This window comes from Streptococcus sp. FSL L8-0526 (assembly GCF_038007145.1).
Classification (GTDB): Bacteria; Bacillota; Bacilli; order Lactobacillales; family Streptococcaceae; genus Streptococcus; species Streptococcus thermophilus.
On sequence record NZ_JBBOWP010000002.1, the window covers coordinates 356,541 to 371,877 of the forward strand.

15 protein-coding genes and 1 pseudogene are annotated in these 15,337 nt (G+C 40.7%); all 16 read left to right on the forward strand.

Translation table 11 applies throughout. The annotated features are described in order from the left end of the window. Positions 1 to 32: 32 nt before the first annotated feature. The 16 genes and pseudogenes from NSQ85_RS09075 (at position 33) to NSQ85_RS09150 (ending at position 15,337) form a co-directional block, all read left to right on the forward strand. Positions 33 to 887, forward strand: coding sequence for a bifunctional methylenetetrahydrofolate dehydrogenase/methenyltetrahydrofolate cyclohydrolase (locus NSQ85_RS09075; protein WP_340781707.1), 855 nt, complete (start codon positions 33 to 35; stop codon positions 885 to 887). A gap of 3 nt (positions 888 to 890) precedes the next feature. Beyond that, positions 891 to 1,727 carry an NAD(P)H-hydrate dehydratase gene (locus NSQ85_RS09080; RefSeq protein WP_340781708.1) on the forward strand — a complete coding sequence of 279 codons (837 nt, stop codon included), beginning with the start codon at positions 891 to 893 and terminating at the stop codon, positions 1,725 to 1,727. Positions 1,728 to 1,848: 121 nt separating this feature from the next. Continuing rightward, the gene (gene pbp2b, locus NSQ85_RS09085; protein ID WP_340781709.1) at positions 1,849 to 3,963 is read left to right on the forward strand and encodes a penicillin-binding protein PBP2B; all 2,115 of its coding nucleotides are present in this window, start codon (positions 1,849 to 1,851) and stop codon (positions 3,961 to 3,963) included. 109 nt (positions 3,964 to 4,072) lie between these two features. Further along, positions 4,073 to 4,669, forward strand: coding sequence for a recombination mediator RecR (recR, locus tag NSQ85_RS09090; protein ID WP_011225694.1), 597 nt, complete (start codon positions 4,073 to 4,075; stop codon positions 4,667 to 4,669). A 140-nt stretch (positions 4,670 to 4,809) separates the two neighbouring features. Continuing rightward, positions 4,810 to 5,555, forward strand: a pseudogene (locus NSQ85_RS09095) (PRD domain-containing protein). A gap of 270 nt (positions 5,556 to 5,825) precedes the next feature. Beyond that, positions 5,826 to 6,323, forward strand: coding sequence for an rRNA maturation RNase YbeY (ybeY, locus tag NSQ85_RS09100; protein WP_002950224.1), 498 nt, complete (start codon positions 5,826 to 5,828; stop codon positions 6,321 to 6,323). After that, positions 6,304 to 6,708, forward strand: a complete 405-nt coding sequence (locus tag NSQ85_RS09105) for a diacylglycerol kinase family protein (RefSeq protein ID WP_179974359.1) — start codon at positions 6,304 to 6,306, stop codon at positions 6,706 to 6,708. Before ybeY ends, NSQ85_RS09105 begins: the two co-directional genes overlap by 20 nt. Before the next feature lie 18 nt (positions 6,709 to 6,726). Next, the gene (gene era, locus NSQ85_RS09110) at positions 6,727 to 7,626 is read left to right on the forward strand and encodes a GTPase Era (RefSeq protein ID WP_002950226.1); all 900 of its coding nucleotides are present in this window, start codon (positions 6,727 to 6,729) and stop codon (positions 7,624 to 7,626) included. A gap of 46 nt (positions 7,627 to 7,672) precedes the next feature. Further along, positions 7,673 to 8,494 carry a DNA-formamidopyrimidine glycosylase gene (mutM, locus tag NSQ85_RS09115; RefSeq protein WP_179974360.1) on the forward strand — a complete coding sequence of 274 codons (822 nt, stop codon included), beginning with the start codon at positions 7,673 to 7,675 and terminating at the stop codon, positions 8,492 to 8,494. Beyond that, positions 8,491 to 9,084, forward strand: a complete 594-nt coding sequence (coaE, locus tag NSQ85_RS09120) for a dephospho-CoA kinase (protein ID WP_179974519.1) — start codon at positions 8,491 to 8,493, stop codon at positions 9,082 to 9,084. Before mutM ends, coaE begins: the two co-directional genes overlap by 4 nt. Positions 9,085 to 9,182: 98 nt before the next feature. Beyond that, positions 9,183 to 10,358, forward strand: coding sequence for a multidrug efflux MFS transporter (locus tag NSQ85_RS09125; RefSeq protein ID WP_332068343.1), 1,176 nt, complete (start codon positions 9,183 to 9,185; stop codon positions 10,356 to 10,358). After that, complete coding sequence (gene rpmG, locus NSQ85_RS09130; RefSeq protein WP_179974362.1) at positions 10,348 to 10,494, forward strand: 50S ribosomal protein L33; 147 nt, start codon at positions 10,348 to 10,350, stop codon at positions 10,492 to 10,494. Before NSQ85_RS09125 ends, rpmG begins: the two co-directional genes overlap by 11 nt. Positions 10,495 to 10,539: 45 nt before the next feature. Continuing rightward, a complete protein-coding gene (gene secG / locus NSQ85_RS09135) occupies positions 10,540 to 10,776 on the forward strand; it encodes a preprotein translocase subunit SecG (protein ID WP_011680932.1) in 237 nt (78 codons plus the stop codon). Between the two features lie 59 nt (positions 10,777 to 10,835). Beyond that, on the forward strand, positions 10,836 to 13,238 hold the full coding sequence (rnr, locus tag NSQ85_RS09140; protein WP_179974363.1) for a ribonuclease R: 2,403 nt from the start codon (positions 10,836 to 10,838) through the stop codon (positions 13,236 to 13,238). A gap of 73 nt (positions 13,239 to 13,311) precedes the next feature. Continuing rightward, complete coding sequence (smpB, locus tag NSQ85_RS09145; protein WP_002950240.1) at positions 13,312 to 13,776, forward strand: SsrA-binding protein SmpB; 465 nt, start codon at positions 13,312 to 13,314, stop codon at positions 13,774 to 13,776. 154 nt (positions 13,777 to 13,930) lie between these two features. Continuing rightward, entirely contained in the window at positions 13,931 to 15,337 is a 1,407-nt protein-coding gene (locus NSQ85_RS09150; protein WP_179974364.1) for a Cof-type HAD-IIB family hydrolase, read from the forward strand.

Genomic DNA, 15,337 nt, shown 5'->3' on the forward strand with positions numbered 1-15,337 from the left:
TAATTGAAAAAAAGTATGTATTGGAGAACACCATGGCGATTATAATGGACGGTAAGGCCCTAGCTGTTAACATGCAGGAGCAATTGCAAGAAAAGGTAGTACGTCTAAAAGAAAAGGAATGGACTGTTCCAGGACTAGTGGTAATTATGGTTGGAGAAAACCCTGCCAGTCAAGTTTATGTGCGTAATAAGGAACGAGCTGCTAAAAAAGCTGGCTTCCATAGTAAGACAGTCAATCTTTCTGAGAGTATCAGCGAGGAAGAATTGATTGAGGTCATTGAAAAGTACAATCAGGATCCGTTTTTCCATGGGATTTTGGTTCAATTGCCATTGCCAAATCATATTAATGAAATGCGTATCCTTTTGGCTATTGATCCTAAAAAGGATGTGGATGGTTTCCATCCTATGAATACAGGGAACCTCTGGAATGGACGTCCTCAAATGGTGCCTTGTACACCAGCGGGAATTATGGAAATTCTCCGTGAGTACAATGTTGAATTGGAAGGTAAGACAGCAGTTATCATTGGACGCAGTAATATTGTAGGTAAGCCTATGGCACAGCTTCTCTTGGAGAAAAATGCCACAGTTACTTTGACCCACTCACGCACGCCACATTTGGCTAAAGTTTGTAACAAGGCCGACGTTTTGATAGTGGCTATTGGCCGTGCAAAATTTGTAACAGAAGAATTTATCAAAGAGGGTGCTGTTGTCATTGATGTGGGAATCAACCGCGATGAAGAAGGTAAACTCTGTGGTGATGTTGATTTTGATCAAGTGAAAGAGAAGGTTAGCATGATCACGCCTGTCCCAGGAGGTGTAGGACCTATGACTATTACCATGCTGATGGAACAGACCTACCAAGCTGCTCTTCGTAGTTTGAAAGGATAGCTTATGAAAGTTGATGATGACTTAGTTAGGCAAGTGATAAGACCTAGATTGAGAGAGTCTCACAAGGGCTCTTATGGTCGAGTGCTTTTGGTTGGTGGACTTTATCCTTATGGTGGCGCCATCATTATGGCTGCTATTGCCTGTGTCAACAGTGGTGCGGGCTTGGTTACAGTTGCTACAGATCGTGAAAACATCATAGCTCTTCATGCTCACCTTCCTGAAGCTATGGCCTTTGACCTAAGGGAGACTGAAAGATTTCTTGTTAACCTTAGAGCAGCAGATGTTATTTTAATCGGCTCTGGTCTAGGTGAGGAGGAGACAGCTGATTGGGCTTTGGAGTTGGTCTTGGCAAATATTAGGTCAAACCAGAACTTGGTTGTTGATGGTTCTGCTCTTAACCTTTTGGCAAAGAAAAATCGGAGCAGCTTGCCAAGGTGTCACCTTATACTAACTCCCCATCAAAAGGAATGGGAAAGACTGTCTGGTTTAGCTATTTCAGAGCAGTCGGTTTCCAATACTAAAAGAGCCTTAGAGGAGTTTCAAAGTGGGACAATTCTAGTTGCCAAGAGCCATAAGACAGCTGTTTATCAGGGAGCAGAAGTAGCCCATTTAGAGGTCGGTGGACCCTATCAGGCAACGGGTGGAATGGGAGATACCTTGGCTGGTATGATTGCTGGATTTCTTGCCCAATTTGCCTCAACTGACTCTTACAAGGCGGTCATCATTGCGACCTGGCTCCACTCAGCTATTGCGGATAATATCGCTGAAAATGCTTATGTGGTTTTGCCGACTCGCATTAGCAAGGCTATTCCTAGCTGGATGAAAAAATTGTCATTATAAATCTGAAAATATGTCTCAAATTGAGGCAAGTTTTTTTAAATTTCGATATTTTTTTAAGTTTGCTGAAGATGATTTGTGATAAAATATAATAAAATTCTTATAAGAACATAGAGGAGATAAAGTGACATCATTTTGGGAAAAAAATAGTCAAAAATGGAAAAAATGGCGTCAGAAGAGAAAAGAAAAACGAGCGAATAAACCTAGAAAGCCAGTAAACATCTCGCGTCGTGTTTACTTGCTTTTTGGTGTCGTCTTTGTTCTTTTTTTGTTACTTTTTGCGCGTTTGACCTATATGCAGGTTTATAACAAATCTTTTTATACTAAAAAATTAGAGGATAACTCCAAGTATACGGTTAGGATTGCAAGCGAACGTGGGCAAATCTTTGATGCCAAGGGGATTGCTCTTACGACCAATCAGAGTAAGGATGTTATCACCTTTACGCGTAATAATCTAGTGTCATCAGATACCATGAAGAGTGTTGCGGAAAGATTGGCAACTTTGGTGACACTGACAGAGACTAAGGTGACAGATCGCCAGAAACGTGAATTTTATTTAGCTGATTCTGCTAACTATAAGCGTGTGGTTAATGATCTTCCTAATGACAAGAAGACAGATAAATTTGGTAATAAATTAGCAGAAGCTACTATCTACAATAATGCTATTAATGCGGTTCCTGATGAAGCTGTTGATTATTCTGAGGACGAGCTAAAGATAGTCTACATTTATTCTCAGATGAATGCTGTTTCTAATTTCTCAACAGTCATACTGAAGACGGCGGACTTGACTCCTGATCAGATTGCGATTGTGGCAGCTAAGCAGAAGGAACTTAATGGAATTAGAGTTGCTAAGGATTGGGAACGTCACACGTCTGATTCGTCCTTGTCCCCTCTTATCGGTAGGGTTTCAAGTTCAGAAGCAGGACTGCCTCAGGAGGATGCTAAGGATTATCTAAAAAAAGGGTATGCCCTAAATGACCGTGTAGGTACCTCTTATTTGGAAAAAGAGTACGAAGAGGAGCTCCAAGGAAAACATACTGTTCGTGAGATTACTGTGGACAAGGAAGGTAAGGTTGATAGTGATAAAATCATTCAGAAAGGTAGCAAGGGGAACAACCTGAAGTTGACCATCGACCTTGATTTCCAAAAGGGAGTTGAAGATATCCTTGGCCAACAACTATCTTCAGAGATTTCAGAGAATAAAGCGACCTATTCTGAAGGTATGTACGCAGTAGTTATGAATGCGGATACTGGTGCTGTCCTTGCTATGGCAGGACAAAAACACGAGCAAGGGGCACAGGATTTTAAGGCTGATGCCTTAGGAACCATCACCGATGTCTTCACTCCAGGTTCTGTAATTAAGGGGGCTACTTTAACCGCAGGTTGGCGCTCGGGTGCTATCTATGGGGACCAGGTATTAACTGACCAACCTATTAATATTGCTGGTTCGCCCCCAATTACCTCTTGGTTTACAGATAAAGGTAGTCGTGCTATTACCGCAACTCAGGCCTTAGAATATTCCTCAAATACCTATATGGTTCAGGTTGCTATCAAACTTCTTGGGCAACAGTATGTTCCAGGAATGTCCTTGTCGACTGATAATATGGAAAAGGCGATGACGACGCTTCGTGATACTTATGCTGAGTTTGGAATGGGTGTGTCTACGGGACTTGATTTACCAGGAGAATCAGAAGGTTACATTCCCAAGAATTATAATGTTGCCAATGTCTTGACAGAGGCTTTTGGACAATATGACTCTTATACAACTATCCAGTTGGCTCAGTATGTTGCCTCAATCGCAAATGGTGGAAAACGTGTAGCACCTCACATCGTCGGAGGTATCTATGATGCTGGTGAAAATGGTAGTCTAGGAACTTTATCTTCAACTGTAGACACGCGCGTCCTTAACAAGCTATCCTTAGATTCTGAGCAATTTGGGATTATCCAACAAGGGTTTCATGACGTGGTTAACTCAGGTTCTAGTCTTGCAACCGGTAAAGCCATGGCAAGTTCTATTATTCCAATTAGTGGTAAAACAGGGACAGCCGAAACCTATGCAACAGATGATTCAGGAAATTTAGTAACGACAGTTAACCTTAATGCTGTCGCCTATGCGACAGCCAAAGATGGTACTAAGTTGGCGGTTGGGATTATGTACCCACATGCTTTAGACTCGAAGAGTACGGCCCATCAAAATGCCGTTAAAGCTATCATGGAACTTTATCAAAATACTCACTAATAATATAAAATCTCTTGTGCCTTGCATGAGAGATTTTTCTGTGATATAGTGTTTGAGTATTTGTTCTTTAAGATATGAGTTGAGAAATATAAAAGAAATGGAGGACCTCATGCTTTATCCTACTCCAATTGCTAAACTGATTGATAGTTTTTCAAAACTTCCAGGAATTGGGGCTAAGACGGCGACACGTCTGGCTTTCTATACCATTAGCATGTCTGATGAAGATGTCAATGATTTTGCAAAAAATCTTTTAGCAGCAAAACGTGAGTTGACCTATTGTTCAGTTTGTGGTCGCTTGACTGATGATGACCCATGTATTATTTGTACGGATGAAACTAGAGACCGTACTAAGATTTTGGTTGTTGAGGACTCCAAAGATGTTTCTGCTATGGAAAAGATTCAGGAATATCGTGGTCTCTACCATGTGCTTCAAGGGCTTATCTCCCCTATGAATGGTGTTGGACCAGATGATATTAATTTAAAAAGTTTGATTACCCGTCTTATGGATAGCGAGGTTGACGAGGTCATCATCGCAACTAATGCAACGGCCGATGGTGAGGCAACCTCTATGTATATTTCACGGGTCCTCAAACCTGCAGGTATTAAGGTGACCCGCCTAGCGCGTGGGCTGGCTGTTGGTTCTGACATCGAGTACGCTGATGAAGTAACCTTGCTAAGAGCCATCGAGAATCGAACAGAACTGTAGAAAAAGTGTTGGTATAGCCAACCCTTTTTGTTTATTGTCATTAGGTTTCTCATTAAAAACTTTGTAAAATAAAAAAAGGCTTAAATGATGAGGGATTATGATGTAAATTGAAAAAATTAAATAACAATGTTGTCCAAGCCATGGATAATGACGTAGAATACATCGTTATGGGTAAGGGACTTGGCTTTCAAAAAAAGATCGGAGAGACGGTTAATAAAGAGAAGATTGAAAAGACCTTTGTCTTGGAAAATCCGGAGACAGTGGCCAAATGGACTCGTGTTTATGTAGATTTGCCTGATGGTGAAATGCAGGTCTTTTTGAATATCATCACTTTTGCTGAAGCTGTTCTGCAAACCAAGTTTGATCCCTCTTTTTTTATTGCTCTTGCAGACCATCTTCATTATGCTATTGAACGCAGTAGAGAAGAAATATCCCTACAAAATCCTTTGGCTTGGGAAGTTAGAAATTTTACCCTCGGGAGTATGAAATTGGAAAACAAGTCCTTCGTTTGATTGCCAATGATTTAGAAGTGGAATTGGTAGATGATGAGGCAGCCTCAGTCGCTTTGCACTTTGTCAATGCATAAAAGGATGCGGGTCTCCATGAAAAAGACTGACAGATGACTCAAATTGTGGTTTGCATTAGTGAGATTGTCCGTCTTCATTTTGCTTGTGACTTGGAGCAAGATAGTTTTTCTTTTAACCGTTTTATTACTCATCTTCGGTATTTAGCGCAACGTATTGTGAGTGGGGTTAGTGGTGGTAAAAACGATGCTTTCCTATATGAACAAGTCAAGACTAACTACCCAAAATCTTTTATCTGTACCCAAAAGATTGTCACCTATATCAAGTCAAGTTATGCTTTTGAACTTAGTTTAGACGAATAGGTCTATTTGACCATTCATATCCAACGCTTTAGAGATAATATCGATAAGTAAGCGATTCTCATAGATACTATATAAAAAGCAGACAATTAGGCTCAAGTCTGCTTTTTCTGTGTCCTTGTGATATAATGAATTGGTCGATATTGTACTGAAATTATTCGGTGAAAGTATTGAATGCAATTTAGTATTCGTCATAAAAAGCTAATTTGTTAGTGAAAGGAAGGGAGCAGCTCTGTCCTTTAAGTAGGCTCAACTGTTCCGAAAAAGCATGCTATGTACGTTGAAATGATTGATGAGACTGGACAAGTTTCAGAAGAAATAAAAAAACAAACCTTGGAATTACTTGATTTTGCAGCGCAAAAACTTGGCAAGAAAGACAAGGAAATGGCGGTTACATTTGTAACTAACGAACGTAGTCACGAATTGAATTTGGAGTATCGTGATACGGATCGTCCAACCGATGTTATTAGCTTGGAGTATAAGCCAGAGTTAGATATTACCTTTGATGAAGAAGATTTGGCTGAAAATCCTGAATTGGCTGAAATGATGGGGGAATTTGATAGTTATATCGGCGAACTCTTTATTTCTATTGATAAGGCTCGCGAACAAGCTGAGGAATATGGGCATAGCTACGAGCGTGAGATGGGATTTTTGGCTGTTCACGGATTTCTTCATATCAACGGGTATGATCACTACACCCCAGAAGAAGAAGCGGAAATGTTTGGATTACAGGAAGAAATTTTGACTGCTTATGGACTTACGCGACAATAACCCACAAAAAAAGTGGAAAAACAGAGAATTTACGACCAGTTTCGAGTTTGCTCTGACAGGGATAATAACGGCTGTTAAAGAAGAACGCAACATGCGTAAACATTTGGTATCGGCTATCTTAGTGGTATTGGCTGGCTTGGTTTTTCGTGTGTCAGCGATAGAATGGATTTTTCTCCTGCAGGCAGTTTTTCTAGTAATTGCCCTAGAGATTGTTAATTCTGCCATTGAAAATGTTGTTGATTTAGCCAGCAATTATCACTTTTCCATGCTAGCTAAAAATGCTAAGGATATGGCTGCAGGAGCGGTTCTGGTTGTCTCTTGTTACGCACTCATTACTGGTATGATTGTTTTCATACCTAAAATTTGGGATTTGATTTTTAACTAAAAAATAGAAAGAAGATATATGACTTTTAAATCAGGATTTGTGGCCATTCTTGGTCGACCTAATGTAGGAAAATCAACTTTTTTGAACCATGTTATGGGGCAAAAAATTGCTATCATGAGTGATAAGGCTCAAACAACCCGTAATAAAATTATGGGGATTTACACAACAGATAAAGAACAGATTGTTTTTATTGATACACCGGGTATTCACAAGCCCAAGACAGCACTTGGAGATTTCATGGTGGAATCTGCTTATTCAACCCTTCGTGAAGTGGATACAGTCCTCTTCATGGTTCCAGCCGATGAACCGCGTGGTAAGGGCGATGATATGATTATCGAACGTCTTAAGCAAGCCAAGGTTCCGGTTATATTGGTGGTTAATAAGATTGATAAGGTCCATCCAGACCAGCTCCTTGAGCAGATTGATGATTTCCGTAAACAAATGGATTTCAAGGAGATTATCCCAATCTCAGCTCTTCAAGGAAATAATGTTTCCCACCTTGTAGATGTTTTAAGTGATAATCTTGAAGAAGGTTTCCAGTATTTCCCATCGGATCAAATCACAGACCATCCAGAGCGTTTCTTGGTATCTGAGATGATTCGTGAAAAAGTACTACAGTTGACGCGTGAAGAAATTCCGCACTCAGTTGCTGTTGTCATTGATTCTATGAAGCGTGATGAAGAGACTGATACGGTTCACATTCGTGCGACCATCATGGTTGAGCGTGATAGCCAAAAAGGTATTGTCATCGGTAAAAAAGGTGCTATGCTTAAGAAAATTGGTACTCTTGCTCGTAAAGATATTGAGCTCATGCTTGGGGACAAGGTCTTCCTTGAAACCTGGGTGAAGGTTAAGAAAAATTGGAGGGATAAAAAACTTGATTTGGCCGATTTTGGTTATAATGAAAAAGAATACTAAGAAAAGCTGGGCATTTGCTCGGCTTTCTTACTAGAAGGAGGGACATATGCCTGAGTTACCTGAGGTAGAAACAGTTAGACGAGGTTTAGAAAAACTGTTACTAGGAAGGACTTTTTTGTCACTTGAAGTTAAGGTCCCGAAAATGATCAAGACATCATACGATAGTTTTTTACATGATTTGCCTGGTCAGACGATTCAAGCCATGCGACGTAGGGGAAAGTATCTCATTTTTGATTTTGGTCAGTTGATAATAATTTCTCACTTGCGCATGGAGGGAAAATATCTGCTGTTCACAGACCAGGTTCCAGACAACAAACATTTTCACCTCTTTTTTAAGCTAGATGATGGCTCAACTCTGGTTTATCAGGATGTACGCAAGTTTGGGACTTTTGATTTATTGGATAGGAAACAAGAAGAGGCCTATTTTACAAGGAAAAAACTTGGCCCTGAGCCTACCAAGAAGACCTTTAAATATGTACCGTTTGAGAGAGCCTTAATGCATTCTGGTAAGTCTATTAAGCCCTTACTCTTGGAGCAGAAGTTAGTGGCTGGTCTAGGAAATATCTACGTTGATGAGGTGCTTTGGGCAGCCAAGGTTCATCCTGAGACACCAGCAAATAAACTTAGCAAGGCAGCCATGAAACGGGTTCACGATCAAACAATTGCCATTTTACAGCTGGGGATTGCTAAGGGTGGTTCCACTATAAGGACCTATCGTAACGCCCTTGGTGAGGATGGGACCATGCAGAACTATCTACAGGTTTATGGAAAGACAGGTCAACCTTGTCCACGTTGCGCAAGCATGATTGTGAAAATCAAGTTAGGAGGAAGAGGAACACATTTGTGTCCTCATTGTCAAAAACGATGATTATAGGATTAACTGGAGGCATTGCTTCAGGGAAATCAACCGTAGCTGAAATAATTAAAGATGCAGGTTATAAGGTCATTGATGCTGATCAACTGGTGCACGACATGCAGGTCAAAGGGGGAAGATTGTATCAAGCCTTGCTTGATTGGTTGGGAGATGGGATTCTTCTTCCTAATGGGGAATTGAACCGTCCTAAGTTAGGGGAACTGATTTTTTCAAGTGAAGAAATGCGACATCAATCTGCTGAAATTCAGGGAAAGATTATTCGAGAAGAACTGGCAGCAAAAAGAGACTGCTTGGCTAAAGAAGAAGACGTCTTTTTTATGGATATTCCTTTACTTATTGAAAATGATTATCAGGATTGGTTCGATCAGATTTGGTTGGTGGCGGTGTCACCTCAAGTGCAAGGCCGACGCTTGATGAAACGGAATCACTTAAGTGCTGAGGAAGCAGGCATGCGTATTGCTAGTCAAATACCTTTAGCCGAAAAACTGCCCTATGCTAGTTTAGTTATCGACAACAACGGGAACATCGATGATTTGAAGAAGAAGGTGAAGGGTGCCATAAAAGATTTAGTTAACCTCGTATAGTTAGTCATTGTGTTATAATGGATAGTAAATTTTAGAAAGAAGATGATTATTTGCGCCAAAAAGAGCTTGAAACCGCTGATTGGCAACGAAATCTTAAAATTGCTTGGATAGGAACTTTTTTTACTGGGGCTAGTTTTTCTATTGTCATGCCCTTCATGGCTCTCTATGTAGAAGAACTAGGGGTTAAAGGTGCTATGGTAGAATGGTATACTGGTTTATCTGTTGCCTTATCTGCTTTAGCTTCAGCCTTGGTTTCACCAGTTTGGGGACACTTGGCGGACCGTTATGGTCGAAAGCCCATGATGATTAGAGCCAGTATGGTCATGACCTTTACAATGGGAGGCTTAGCCTTTGTGCCTAATGTCTTCTGGATGCTTTTTTTGAGAATCTTGAATGGATTGTTTGCAGGTTATGTGCCAAATGCAACAGCTTTGATTGCCAGTCAGGCTCCTCGGCAACATTCTGGCTATGCCTTGGGCACATTATCAACTGGTCTCACAGCTGGTGTTTTGATTGGCCCTTTGCTAGGTGGTGCCATATCTGAGGCCTTTGGTATGCGAGGGACCTTTCTATTAGTTGGGTTGATTTTATTTATCTGTTGTCTCTTGACTATCTTTGGTTTGCGAGAGGACTTCCAATTGATTGAAAAAGGAGAGATAATGAGTCTTTCGCAAGTATTTGCTAAAATTCCTAGCAAATCGCTTTTAATTGGCCTCTTTGTGACTAGTATGATTATCCAGATTTCTGCCCAATCAATTGCTCCAATCTTGGCGCTTTATATTCGTTATTTGGGTCAAAGTGATAATATCCTTTTTTACTCAGGGCTAATTGTGTCCACTATGGGCTTTTCAAGTCTTTTAAGCACTCCTTATTTAGGACAACTTGGTGATCGCATTGGGAATCATCGTTTGCTCTTAATGGGCTTATTCTATAGTTCTCTCTTGTATTTCCTTTGTGGTTTTGCAGGTTCAGCCTTGCAACTTGGCCTTTTACGCTTTGCCTATGGTTTTGGTGTAGGTGCCTTGACGCCTAGTGTCAATTCCTTATTGACCAAGATGACCCCAAAAGAAGGAATTTCAAGAATCTTTAGCCTTAATCAAAGTTTTTCATACATTGGACAAGTTTTAGGACCCTTTGTGGGTTCAGCTGTTGCAACAGGATTGGGCTATCGTTGGGTTTTCTTTGTGACAGCAGCCATCGTCTTTGGAAATTTTGTTTGTTCCTTAATCATCTTTAGAAAATCGCTAGGAGTTAAGAATATAGGTGAGAGTTAAAATCAATTTAAAGTGTAGTGAATGTGGGAGCCTCAATTATCTCACAAGTAAAAATAAACAGAATCATCCCGAGAAAATTCAGGTACCTAAATTCTGCCCCAAGGATAGAAAAGTAAACTTACATGTTGAATCTTAAGGGATTCTATGGTAGAATGAAAGGGACTTTTTCGGAGGAATAACTATGTACAACTTATTATTAACGCTGCTCTTGGTTATGTCAGCTATTATTGTGATTGCGGTATTCATGCAGCCACAAAAAAATCCAAGTAGCAATGTCTTTGATGGTGGGGGGTCAGAAGCACTATTTGAACGTAGTAAACCACGTGGCTTTGAAGCCTTTATGCAACGCTTTACAGGAATCATGGTTTTTCTATGGATTGTAGATGCAATCGTCCTTTCCATTCTCTCAAGTAAGTAATGAGTTGACTGAGGTTGACTCATTTTTTGCGTTATAGTCAATAAAAGTAAAGGAAAATTATGAAAGAATCTATTATAAATTATTTGAAAGAACATGGGAAATCCAGTGTAAATGACATTGCCCACGCTCTTAATCACACTGGCGGTGAAAAGTTCCCACAGCTTATCAAAGTCATATCAGCTATGGAAAGGAAGAGACAGTTGCGCTTTAATCGAGACGGCTCTGTATCCTTACGTCCTAAGAAAGAACATCCCAATCAGGTTACTGTAGAGGGTGTTTTTCATGCCAATAAGAATGGTTTTGGTTTCTTACATGTCGATGACAGTGAGGACGACATGTTTATTGGTCGTAATGACGTTGGCCATGCCATTGATGGTGACACTGTTGCCGCAGTCATTAAGAAGCCAGCAGATCATTTGCGTGGGATAGCGGCAGAAGCAAGAGTTGTTGAAATTGTCGAACGCTCTCTTAAAACGGTTGTCGGGAAATTTATCCTCAATGACGAGAAAGAACCTTATGTAGGTTACATTAAGGCTAAGAATCAAAAAATTCAGCAACCAATCTATATCAAGAAAGGACCAGTTGCTCTTGAGGGGACTGAGATTATTAAGGTTGATATTGAAAAATACCCTAACCGCCATCACGATTATTTTGTAGGAAGTGTTCGAGATATTATTGGTCATCAAAGAGATGCTGGTATTGATGTCTTGGAAGTTTTGGAATCAATGGATATTGTTTCGGAGTTTCCAGAAGATGTTATGGCTGAAGCAGAGGCTGTGCCGGATGCACCTAGTCAAGAAGATCTAATTGGTCGTGTTGACCTTCGTCAAGAAGTGACCTTCACCATTGATGGAGCTGATGCCAAGGACTTGGATGATGCAGTTCATATTAAACGTTTACCAAATGGTAACTATGAGCTAGGTGTCCACATTGCAGATGTGTCTTATTATGTCAAAGAGGGTTCTGCCCTCAACCGTGAGGCTGCAGCGCGTGGGACTTCTGTTTATGTGACAGACCGCGTGGTTCCAATGTTGCCTGAGCGTCTTTCAAATGGTATTTGTTCTCTAAATCCCAATGTTGACCGCTTGACTCTGTCAGCTATTATGGAGATTACTCCTAAAGGCAAGGTGATTAATCATAAGATTTGCCAATCTGTAATTAAGACAACCTTCCGTATGACCTATAGTGATGTCAACGAAATGTTGGCTGGAAATCCAGAAAAGATTGAACAGTTTAAGCCTATCATGGATTCTGTGTCAGCTATGGCAGAACTTCATAAGATTTTAGAAGATATGCGCGAACGTCGTGGTGCCCTTAACTTTGATACATCTGAAGCTCGTATCTTGGTTAATGATAAGGGGATGCCAGTTGATATCGTGGTGCGTGAACGTGGGACGGCTGAGCGAATGATTGAGTCCTTTATGTTGGCTGCCAATGAATGTGTGGCAGAGCATTTCGCTAAGGCTAAGTTGCCATTTATTTACCGTATTCACGAAGAGCCTAAGGCGGAGAAATTGCAACGCTTTATGGATTATGCTTCTATCTTTGGTATTCAAATCAAAGGAACAGCTAATAAGATGGATCAGCTAGACTTACAAGATTTCATGGCGCGAGTTCAAGGCAAACCTGGAGCAGAAGTCATGAATATGATGTTACTTCGTTCAATGCAACAAGCTCGTTATTCAGAACAGAATCATGGGCACTATGGACTTGCGGCTCAGTATTATACTCACTTCACCAGTCCAATCCGTCGTTACCCAGACCTTTTGGTTCACCGAATGATTCGTGAGTACACCAACAATATGTCTCAAGAAACGCGTGAACACTTTGAAGAGGTTATTCCAGAGTTAGCTACTTCATCTTCAAACCTTGAGCGTCGTGCTATTGAAGCTGAACGTGTCGTTGAAGCTATGAAAAAAGCAGAGTACATGGAAGAGTTTGTTGGTCAAGAATTCGATGGTATTGTCGGAAGTGTGGTTAAATTCGGTATGTTTGTGGAATTGCCAAATACCATCGAAGGTTTGGTTCATGTCACAACACTTCCAGAATTCTACAATTACAATGAACGCACCATGACCTTTCAGGGTGAAAAATCTGGTAAGACTTTCCGTGTTGGCCAACCTATTCGAGTTAAGTTAATTCGTGCAGATAAGGAGACTGGAGACATTGATTTTCAATACCTTCCAAGTGAGTACGATATCATTGAAAAAGTAGATCACAAGGCTCGTCAGGAACGTGAAGAGAAGGCTAAGTTCTTCCGTAATAGAGGACCACGTCGCGATCGTCAGAATGGTGATTTCGAAAGTCGTGGTAAACGTGTAAATAAGAGTAGCGGTCAAGATAGTAGTGGTTACAAAGGCTCTTATGATGAAAAGCGTAAGTCATCTAAGAAACCAGACAAGCATAAGAATCAAAACCGTCCTCATAATGATAATAAGGGACGTGAGAGTGGTCGTCGTTAGAAAAAAGGAAACAAACCTTTCTACAAGAACGTTGCAAAAAAAACGAAAATAGGATGAGAATGGAGGGACTGCTATGCCAAAAGGTGAAGGCAATGTTGTTGCTCAGAATAAAAAGGCGAGACATGACTATAGTATTGTAGATACTATTGAAGCAGGTATCGTGCTGACAGGGACAGAGATTAAGTCTGTTCGTGCGGCTCGCATCCAGCTAAAGGATGGTTACGCCCAAATAAAAAATGGGGAAGCTTGGTTAATCAATGTTCATATTGCTCCTTTTGAGCAAGGGAACATCTGGAATCAAGATCCAGAACGTACTCGGAAATTATTGCTCAAGAAAAAGCAAATCACCAAACTTCAAAATGATCTTAAAGGAACAGGGATGACCCTAGTCCCACTTAAGGTTTACCTAAAAAATGGTTTCGCCAAGGTTCTACTGGGTATCGCCAAAGGGAAGCACGATTACGATAAACGTGAGTCAATCAAACGTCGCGAACAAGAGCGTGACATTAAACGTATTATCAAGAGTGTTAACCGTTAGAACACCTATCAACTAAGACTGACCTGGTATTAGATGATTTTTTGCTTTTTAGCTTTAAGAAATGATATAATGGAAACATCGTATGAGATCTTTCGTTAGGGCTGTCTTGAATAGTACCTAGCGCTAGATTTTGATACTGTAAAGGAGATTTACGATGCCAGTAGATGCAAAAACAAAATATAAGGCTAAGAAGATTAAGATTGTTTTCTTTGATATTGATGACACCCTTCGTGTCAAAAAAACAGGTTATATCCCAGAGTCTATTAAGGCTGTTTTCAAAGGACTTAAAGAAAAAGGAATCTTGACAGGGATCGCTACAGGACGTGGCTACTATGGTGTAGTTGAGGAAATTCTGGACCTAGAACCTGATTATTTTGTAACAATCAATGGAACTTATGTCATTAACCGAAAAGGGGAAGAAATTTATAATCAGCCCCTTGCTCGTGAAGTTACTGAAGCTTTTGTTGCTTGGTGCAAAGAGATTGGTATTGCTTGGGGCTTCGCTGGTAAGGATAAGCCAGTTGTCTCAGAACGTTCAGAATTGATTGATGATGCTATGGTGCCTATCTATGGTATTTGTGACGTTGAGCCAGACTTCCATTTGACTAATGATGTTTATCAGATGTGGACTTTTGCAGAAAATGATGGTGACCTTGAGTTGCCGGAGGAACTCGCAGCCCACGTTCGCTTGGTGCCATGGCACGAACACTCATCTGATGTGGTAGCAACTGGTATCTCAAAGGCTTCAGGTGTCGGTCATGTCTTGGAGCATGAGAATCTTACACCAGTCAATGCTATGATGTTTGGTGATGGGCCAAATGATATGGAAATTTTTGACTATGTTGGTCTTAAAATTGCCATGGGGAACGCCATACCAGAACTTAAAGCCAAAGCTGATTATGTAACTGGAACAGTAGAAGAAGATGGCATTTTCAATGCCTTGGAGGAACTCGGATTGGTAGAAAAAGAACTTCATTTCCCACAACTTGACTTGGATACAGTAGAAGGTCCAGTCGCAACAATTAAAACAAATCATGGTGATTTGGTCATCAAGCTTTTCCCTGACCATGCGCCATTGACTGTCACTAACTTTGTCAATTTGGCCAAGAGCGGCTATTATGATGGTGTGATTTTCCACCGTATTATCAAGGACTTTATGATTCAAGGTGGTGACCCAACTGGTACTGGTATGGGTGGTGAATCAAGCTTTGGTGGTAGCTTCCAGGACGAGTTTTCTGAAGAACTCTATAACCTCCGTGGTGCACTTTCAATGGCAAATGCTGGACCAGATACTAATGGTAGCCAGTTCTTCATTGTTCAAGCACCTGAGATTCCTTATGCTAAAAAGGAACTTGAACGTGGTGGATGGCCAGCACCAATTGCAGAAGCTTATGCTGAAAATGGTGGTACACCTCACCTAGATCGTCGTCACACTGTTTTTGGTCATTTGGTAGATGAAGCCTCTTACAAGGTGCTTGATGAGATTGCCAATGTTGAGGTTGGAACTCAAGATAAGCCGCTTGAGGAAGTTGTTATTGAAACGATTGAGGTAACAGACTAA